Genomic DNA, 7,300 nt, shown 5'->3' with positions numbered 1-7,300 from the left:
GGTTCGGCTCGTGGACAGGTCGGTGAGCATGCGGAATCGCTCCTGAACTGCGGGGTCACAGGGATTGCCGCGGGAGGACCGCCCGGATCGCCTGGAGGGCCCGAAGCAGTCGTACTACTCCCGCTGGGCGCGCCTCCGGTCCGAAGCACGAGATTCCGTCTGCCCCTGCGTCCGGGGAACAAACGCGGCCGGGCAGACGGATTCCGGAGGCGGATTCAGCCGAGGGGGACGACGGCCGTGATGCGCTTGCCGCCGCACGGCAGGCCGGCCACTTGGACGTCGCGCGCCAGCAGGCACACGATCCGCCAGCCCCGGCCGCCCACCCGTGAGCGGCCCTGGTCGTCCACGGGCGGGGCGGCCACCGGGAGTTCGCGGCTGCTGTCGCACACCGAGACGCGTACGCCGTGGGCGTCGACGTCCACGTCGACGTCGAAGCCGGTGAGGCCGCCGCCGTGCAGGATGGCGTTGGTGGTCAGTTCGGAGACGACGAGGAGGGCGTCCTCCAGGGCGTCGGCGTCACAGGGGACGGCGCGGGCGCGGCACCCCTCGGCCACGGCGCTGAGCACGGCTCTGCGCGCGTCGGCCGGTCGGCCCGGCAGGAGCCGGTGAGCTTCCCGCGGTGCGGCGGTGGACTCGGTCTTGTGTTGCTCACGCATCCCTTCGCTCCTCGAACGGTCACCCCGAGGGAAGTGAGAACCCCCGAGGGGAGTGAGAACAGAGACCGACCCGGCGGAGCCCGGGGGAACCGCGGGTCTCTCTCTTCGGCTCACCCCTGCGCGCGCCGCCAAACCCCCGGAACGGACCCTTCGGTGCGGCGATTGCGGGGTACGCGGACGGTATGACCGATGTCGTGGACTCAGACGAGTTGTTGCGGCGCATCCAGCGGGGCCGGACCTACGCGAGGGCGGAGCAGCGGGCCTGGCGGGAGCGCGAGGAGGACCTGCGGACGGCCGATCCGGTCGGGGCGCGGGAGGCGCTCGTGCGCGCGACGGCGTACGAGGCGGTGCTGCGCGTGCTGGACGAGATCGTGGTCCCGGGCGGGCACGAGGGGGAGGTCGGAGTGAAACCGGTCACTTGACCCGCTCTCGATTACCCGGAATCCCGCCGGATGGTTTAGCGTTCATCCATACGAGGTCATGGAGTCGACGCCCAGGTCCTCCCTGCACCACCGCTGACGGCCCTGGCTGGTCTCCCCCGTCCAGCCAGGGCTTTTTCATGCCCTCCGAAGGAAATCCGGAGGATCTCGCCTCCCCCGAGGTGCTCGGGGCGGCGCCAGCGGCTGAAATGGGCGTAGGGAAAACACCGGAACCCCCCGCCGGCGAGGAGCCCTGCGCCATGACCAAAGCGATAAAACTGCTGACCGCCCTTCCGCAAGTGCAGCGCGAGCGTCTGATGGAGCTGGCCCAGGAGGTCTCCTTCCCGGAGGACACCCGGATCTTCGAGGCGGGCGGCACGGCCGACCGCTTCTGGGTGATCCGTTCCGGCGCGGTCAACCTCGACCAGCAGGTCACCTCCCATCAGCGGGTGACCGTGGCCAGCCTGGGCGCGGGCGATCTGCTCGGCTGGTCCTGGCTCTTCCCGCCGTACACCTGGGACTTCGGCGCGGTGGCGTTCTCCCCCGTGCGCGCCTACGAGTTCGACGCGGCGGCGGTGCTGGGGCTGTCCGTGGAGGATCCGCTGCTCGGGCTGTCGCTGGTACGGACCGTCGCCGAGATCCTCGCCAACCGGCTGGAGATGACGCGCGGCAAGCTGATGGACCAGTACACGACGGGCCGGCGCAGGCCCGTGTAGGGCCTCAGACGCGGTAGCGGCGCAGGGCCGGCATCGCCGCCGCTAGGCCCAGCATGACGACCACCACCAGCAGGCCGCCGGCGGTGACGGCGGCGCGCGGCCCGAACGCGGAGCCCGCCGTGCCGTGCAGCACGTCGGCCAGCCGCGGCCCGCCCGCGACGACGACCGTGAACACGCCCTGCATCCGGCCGCGCATCTCGTCGGTGGCCGCGGACAGCAGGATCGCCCCGCGGAAGACCATGGAGACCATGTCGGCGACCCCGGCTGCGGTGAGGAAGGCGAAGGCGATCCAGAGGTTGCGGCTCAGGCCCACCCCGGCGACGGCCACGCCCCAGCCGACCACGGAGCCGATCACCATCCAGCCGTGCCGGCGCGCCCGCGAGAACGTGCCGGAGAACAGGCCGCCGATCACCGCGCCGACCGGTATCCCGGCGAACAGCACGCCGAGCGCGAGCCCTTCCCCGTACGGGGCGTAGGTCTCGGCGGCCAGCTGCGGGAACAGCGCGCGGGGCATGCCGAGGACCATGGCGACGATGTCGGCGAGGAAGGACAGCAGCAGCACCTTGTGCAGCGAGATGTAGCGGAACCCGGCCGCGATCTCCCGCCATCCGGCGCGGCGGGCCGACGCCTCGCCCAGCGGCGGCAGCGCGGGGAGCCGGAAGACGGCCCACACCGTCACGCACAGGGCCAGCGCGTCGATGAGATACAGCTCGGGCAGGCCGATGACCGGGATCAGCGCACCGGCCAGCAGGGGCCCCGCCACCAGGCCGGTCTGCATGACCGTCGAGCCGAGGGCGCCCGCGGCGGCCAGTTCCTCCGCGGGCACCAGCCGGGCGATGGAGGCGTTGCGCGCCGGGGCGTTGAGGCCGAAGAACGCCTGCTGCATCGCGAGCAGCACCATCAGGACGGCGACGGAGTCCAGCCCGCCGGCGGCCTGCGCCCAGAACAGGAGCGAGGTGACGGCTATGCCGCCGTTGGTGACCAGCAGCAGCTTGCGGCGGTCCACGGTGTCCGCTACGGCCCCGCCCCACAGGGCGAACACCACCATGGGCACGAGGCCGGCGAGGCTCGCGTAGCCGACCCAGGCCGAGGAGTGCGTGATGTCGTAGATCTGCTTGGGGACGGCCACGGCGGTGAGCTGGCTGCCGACCGAGGTGACGATGGTGGAGGTCCACAGACGGCGGTAGGCGGGGCGGCGCAGGGGGCGGGTGTCCATCGCCCAGCGGCGCCAGCCCCGCCGGGCGGGTGCCGGCGGGGCGGGGTCGTCGGACGGCGCTTCGGTGCTGCTGCCGGTGCTCTCGCTGGTGTCCACGGGCTTCCTGGTTGGTCGCTACAACTTTCGATCGGGCTTCACTATGGCACCAACTCCTGCGACCGCTGAACCCGTTTCCGCCAGGGCCCGACCGCCTCAGGATCCGGCGACGAGCGTGATGCCCAGGGCGATCATCGTCGCGGCGACCAGACCGTCCAGGACGCGCCAGGCGGACGGCTTGGCAAGGAAGCGGCCGAGCAGCCGGGCGCCGAAGCCGAGCGCGGTGAACCAGCACAGGCTGGCGACCGCGGCGCCCAGGCCGAAGGTCCAGCGCAGCGCGCCGCGGTCAGCGGCGAGCGAGCCGAGCAGGAACACGGTGTCCAGGTAGACGTGCGGATTGAGCCAGGTCATCGCCAGGCAGGTGAGCACCGCCTGCCTGCGGGACCCGGCGGCCTCGCCCTCGGTCCGCAGGCCGGTGCCGGGCCCCAGGACCCGGCGGGCGGCGAGGACGCCGTAGCCGAGCAGGAAGGCCCCGCCGATCAGCCCGACGGCGGTCAGCGCCCCCGGCCATGCCACCACGACCGCGCCGACGCCGCCGACGCCCAGGCAGATGAGCAGGGCGTCCGACAGGGCGCAGATCCCGACGACGGCGAGGACCGCGTCGCGGCGGATGCCCTGGCGCAGGACGAAGGCGTTCTGGGCGCCGATGGCGACGATCAGGGAGAGGCCGGTGCCGAATCCGGCGACCGCGGCGGTCAGGGCGTTGGACATGCCCTTGACGCTAGGCAAGGGATCACCGTACGTACAGCTAAAGATTTTTACGTACCATTAGCGCTCCTGATGACTCCCGATGACGAGGGGAGGCCGCGGATGATGTCGGAGCTTCCGCTCGACCAGGTGCGGACGCTGCTGGCCGTGGTGGACGAGGGCACGTTCGACGCGGCGGCCGCCGCCCTGCACCTGACGCCGTCGGCGGTCAGCCAGCGGGTGAAGGCGCTGGAGCGGCGCACGGGCCGGGTACTGCTGCAGCGCACGAAGCCGGTGCGGCCCACGGAGTCCGGCGAGGTGCTGGTGCGGTTCGCCCGGCAGCTGGCCCGGCTGGAGCGCGACGCGCGCGGCGAGCTCGGCATCAGCGGTGCCGGGGAGCCGACGCGGGTGTCGGTGGCGGTGAACGCGGACTCGCTGGCGACCTGGTTCCTCGGGGCGCTCACACGCGTGGCGCAGGAGCCGCGGCTCTGCTTCGAGCTGCGGCGCGAGGACGAGGACCACACGGCGGCGCTGCTGCGGGAGGGGCTGGTGATGGCCGCGGTGACCTCGTCGGCGGATCCGGTGCCGGGCTGCTCGGTGCGCGCGCTGGGCCGGATGCGCTACCTCCCGGTGGCGAACCCCGTCTTCGCCGAGGCACAGCTGGGCGGGCCGCTGCCGGAGGCGCTCGCCGAGGCGCCCGTGGTGGTCTTCGACCGGCGGGACGACATCCAGGACGGCTTCGTGCGCTCCCTGTCGGGGGGCCGCGGCACCGCGAGCGCGCTGCGGCACTACGTGCCGACCTCGGAGGGCTACGCCGAGGCCGTCGCCGCGGGCCTCGGCTGGGGCATGGTGCCGCAGGCCCAGGCCGAGCCGCTGCTGCGCGCGGGCCGCCTCGTCCACCTCGCGCCCGACCGCGCGGTCGACGTCCCCCTGTACTGGCAGCAGTGGCGGCTCGACTCCCCCGCGCTGGCGGCGGTGGCCGAGGCGGTGACGGCGACGGCGGCGCAGACGCTGCGGGGGTGACGACGGCAGGCTCGTGGCGGGCGGCGCCCCGATGCGCGCGCTCACGGCCGGCACCCCCCTCGGTTCACCCGCCCGTGGCCGCCCGAAGGCTGTCGTGCGCGCTGTCCAGGAGCATGTCCAGGGCCGTCGGATAGGCGCTGGTGAGCATGCGGGTGGCCAGGAGCGGGGCCGCCTCGGCGATGCGCGGGTGGGTGCTGTGCGGGAGGCGGGCGTAGGTCGAGCTCCACTTGGCGTCGTCGGCGCGCTGGGAGGCGCTCGGCAGGGCCAGGGACGCGGCGTCGAGCGCGGCGAAGGCCAGCGTCTGGTCGATGAAGGCGTGGTAGACGCGCACCGTGTCCGGCAGCGGGAACCCGGCCGTGCGCAGCACGTTCAACACGGCCTCGTCGGCGGCCAGTTCATGGGATCGGCCGCTGACCCGGTTCGCGGTCAGCAGCGCGGCCTGCGGATGCGCGACGTACGCGCTGTGGATGCGCAGCCCGATCGCCCGCAGGTCCGCCCGCCACTGTCCCGTCGGCTCCCAGCCGAGCAGCGCCTGCGCGATGAGCGCGTCCCCGATGGCCAGGGTCAGGTCGTCCATGCCGCGGAAGTAGCGGTACAGGGTGCTCGGGTCGCAGTCCAGGGCCAGGCCCAGGCGGCGCGCGGTCAGCCCGCCGCTGCCGTGTTCGCGCAGCATGCGCAGCGCCGTCCGGACGATCAGACGCTCGGACAGCACGGTGCCGCTCTTGGTGGGACGGCGCCGCCGCCGCTTGTCCTCGGGCACCACCGGTTTCGGCACGGTCCCGCCTCCTTCTTATGCCAACGCCATTGACCTTACGTGACGCCACGGCGTTGTATCTCGGCCCAAGGCGCGCCTTTTCCCCGACTTCGAGTTCGACTGAGAGAGAGTTTCGCCATGCGTGTGCTGCTCGTGGGAGCCGGTGGTGTGGGCACCGCCATCACCCGGATCGCGGCCCGGCGTCCGTTCTTCGACCTGATGGTGGTCGCCGACTACGACCTCGGGCGGGCCGAGGCGGCGGTCGCGGCCCTCGGCGCCGAGGGCTCCCGGTTCCGCGCCGAGCGCGTGGACGCGGGCGACGAGGCCGCCGTCGCCGCCCTGCTCGACCGGCACGGGTGCGACGTCCTGCTCAACGCGACCGACCCCCGGTTCGTCATGCCCCTGTTCCGGGCGGCGGGGGCGGCGGGCGCCGGCTACCTCGACATGGCGATGTCCCTGTCGCGGCCGCACCCCGAGCGACCGTACGAGGAGTGCGGGGTGAAGCTGGGCGACGAGCAGTTCGCGGTGGCCTCCAACTGGGAGAAGGCGGGCGCGCTCGCGCTCGTCGGCATGGGCGTGGAACCGGGCCTGTCCGACGTGTTCGCCCGGTACGCGGCCGACGAACTCTTCGACGAGATCGAGGAGATCGGCATCCGCGACGGCGCGAACCTCACCGTCGACGGGCACGACTTCGCGCCGTCCTTCAACATCTGGACCACCATCGAGGAGTGCCTGAACCCACCCGTGGTCTACGAGTCCGGGCGGGGCTGGTTCACCACCACGCCCTTCAGCGAGCCGGAGGTGTTCGACTTCCCCGAGGGCATCGGCCCGGTGGAGTGCGTGAACGTGGAGCACGAGGAGGTGCTGCTGGTGCCGCGCTGGGTCGACGCGCGGCGGGTCACCTTCAAGTACGGCCTGGGAGGGGAGTTCATCGAGACCCTCAAGACGCTCCACCTGCTGGGTCTGGACCGGACCGAGCCGGTGACAGTGCCCGGCGCCGCGGGACCGGTCGCGGTGTCGCCCCGGGACGTGGTCGCCGCCTGCCTGCCCGACCCGGCGACGCTGGGCGAGCGCATGCGCGGCAAGACCTGCGCGGGTACCTGGGTGCGCGGCACGAAGGACGGCGCGCCGCGCGAGGTGTACCTCTACCACGTGGTCGACAACCAGTGGTCGATGGCGGAGTACGGCTGCCAGGCGGTGGTGTGGCAGACGGCCGTGAACCCGGTCGTCGCGCTCGAACTCCTGGCCACCGGCGCCTGGTCGGGCGCGGGCGTCCTCGGCCCGGAGGCGTTCCCGGCCCGCCCGTTCCTGGACCTGCTGTCGGCCTACGGCTCGCCCTGGGGCCTGCGCGAGCAGTGAGCACCTGTCCGCCGATTGTCCGATACCTGGCCGTTTGGCGGGCGGGTCGACGGTCACCCGAACTCGCGTTAGACATGTGCAAGGGCGCGGACGACATCGATCGCAGGTGATCTTCCATGGGCAACTGGCGCGAGCGGGCAGCGTGCCGCCGTACGGACCCCGACCTCTTCTTCCCGATCGGCACCACCGGCCCGTCGATGGTCCAGGTGGAGCGGGCCAAGGCGGTCTGCGCGTGCTGCGAGGTCAAGGAGCGGTGCCTGGAATGGGCTCTGGAGACGGGGCAGTCCATCGGCATCTGGGGCGGCACGACGGAATCGGAACGGCGTGCCCTGAGCCGGCGCGTGGCGGCGCGACGACACCGCTGACCGGCCGGG

Annotated in this window: 9 protein-coding genes; 5 read left to right on the top strand and 4 right to left on the bottom strand. The window is 72.8% G+C overall.

The genetic code is table 11. The features are described 5' to 3' along the window. Window positions 1–215: 215 nt before the first annotated feature. Complete coding sequence (locus IPZ69_RS33035) at window positions 216–656, bottom strand: ATP-binding protein (protein WP_235458349.1); 441 nt, start codon at window positions 654–656, stop codon at window positions 216–218. Window positions 657–838: 182 nt separating this feature from the next. Here IPZ69_RS33035 and IPZ69_RS33030 point away from each other — a divergent pair, with 182 nt between their 5' ends. Together IPZ69_RS33030 and IPZ69_RS33025 are read left to right on the top strand one after the other, a co-directional pair. Next, window positions 839–1,078 carry a hypothetical protein gene (locus IPZ69_RS33030; RefSeq protein ID WP_235458348.1) on the top strand — a complete coding sequence of 80 codons (240 nt, stop codon included), beginning with the start codon at window positions 839–841 and terminating at the stop codon, window positions 1,076–1,078. Window positions 1,079–1,335: 257 nt separating this feature from the next. After that, window positions 1,336–1,791, top strand: a complete 456-nt coding sequence (locus IPZ69_RS33025) for a Crp/Fnr family transcriptional regulator (protein WP_235458347.1) — start codon at window positions 1,336–1,338, stop codon at window positions 1,789–1,791. Between the two features lie 4 nt (window positions 1,792–1,795). On the opposite strand, the gene IPZ69_RS33020 is transcribed toward IPZ69_RS33025, so the two are convergent. Further along, window positions 1,796–3,103, bottom strand: a complete 1,308-nt coding sequence (locus IPZ69_RS33020) for an MFS transporter (protein WP_235458346.1) — start codon at window positions 3,101–3,103, stop codon at window positions 1,796–1,798. 96 nt (window positions 3,104–3,199) lie between these two features. Continuing rightward, complete coding sequence (locus tag IPZ69_RS33015; protein ID WP_235458345.1) at window positions 3,200–3,814, bottom strand: LysE/ArgO family amino acid transporter; 615 nt, start codon at window positions 3,812–3,814, stop codon at window positions 3,200–3,202. Window positions 3,815–3,913: 99 nt separating this feature from the next. Between IPZ69_RS33015 and IPZ69_RS33010 the strand changes: the two genes are divergently transcribed. Beyond that, window positions 3,914–4,813, top strand: a complete 900-nt coding sequence (locus IPZ69_RS33010) for a LysR family transcriptional regulator ArgP (protein WP_235458344.1) — start codon at window positions 3,914–3,916, stop codon at window positions 4,811–4,813. A gap of 64 nt (window positions 4,814–4,877) precedes the next feature. Here the strand turns inward: IPZ69_RS33010 and IPZ69_RS33005 are convergent, their stop codons facing one another. Further along, complete coding sequence (locus tag IPZ69_RS33005; RefSeq protein WP_235458343.1) at window positions 4,878–5,588, bottom strand: TetR/AcrR family transcriptional regulator; 711 nt, start codon at window positions 5,586–5,588, stop codon at window positions 4,878–4,880. 117 nt (window positions 5,589–5,705) lie between these two features. On the opposite strand from IPZ69_RS33005, the gene IPZ69_RS33000 reads away from it, so the two are divergent. Both IPZ69_RS33000 and IPZ69_RS32995 read left to right on the top strand, forming a co-directional pair. Then, window positions 5,706–6,926 carry a saccharopine dehydrogenase family protein gene (locus IPZ69_RS33000; protein ID WP_235458342.1) on the top strand — a complete coding sequence of 407 codons (1,221 nt, stop codon included), beginning with the start codon at window positions 5,706–5,708 and terminating at the stop codon, window positions 6,924–6,926. A gap of 116 nt (window positions 6,927–7,042) precedes the next feature. Continuing rightward, window positions 7,043–7,291 carry a WhiB family transcriptional regulator gene (locus IPZ69_RS32995; protein ID WP_235458341.1) on the top strand — a complete coding sequence of 83 codons (249 nt, stop codon included), beginning with the start codon at window positions 7,043–7,045 and terminating at the stop codon, window positions 7,289–7,291. Window positions 7,292–7,300: the final 9 nt, after the last annotated feature.

This window comes from Streptomyces olivochromogenes, assembly GCF_021538895.1.
In the GTDB taxonomy this organism is placed as follows: Bacteria; Actinomycetota; Actinomycetes; order Streptomycetales; family Streptomycetaceae; genus Streptomyces; species Streptomyces olivochromogenes_A.
The sequence above is the reverse complement of the archived record's forward strand: the minus strand, read 5'-3'. Positions and strand labels throughout refer to the sequence as shown.

Excerpts from the sequence above, each read along its gene's own strand:
- IPZ69_RS33025 (WP_235458347.1), top strand. The coding sequence starts at position 1,336 with ATGACCAAAGCGATAAAACTGCTGACCGCCCTTCCGCAAGTGCAGCGC.
- IPZ69_RS33015 (WP_235458345.1), bottom strand. The coding sequence starts at position 3,814 with ATGTCCAACGCCCTGACCGCCGCGGTCGCCGGATTCGGCACCGGCCTC.
- IPZ69_RS32995 (WP_235458341.1), top strand. The coding sequence starts at position 7,043 with ATGGGCAACTGGCGCGAGCGGGCAGCGTGCCGCCGTACGGACCCCGAC.
- IPZ69_RS33030 (WP_235458348.1), top strand. The coding sequence starts at position 839 with ATGACCGATGTCGTGGACTCAGACGAGTTGTTGCGGCGCATCCAGCGG.
- IPZ69_RS33035 (WP_235458349.1), bottom strand. The coding sequence starts at position 656 with ATGCGTGAGCAACACAAGACCGAGTCCACCGCCGCACCGCGGGAAGCT.
- IPZ69_RS33010 (WP_235458344.1), top strand. The coding sequence starts at position 3,914 with ATGATGTCGGAGCTTCCGCTCGACCAGGTGCGGACGCTGCTGGCCGTG.
- IPZ69_RS33000 (WP_235458342.1), top strand. The coding sequence starts at position 5,706 with ATGCGTGTGCTGCTCGTGGGAGCCGGTGGTGTGGGCACCGCCATCACC.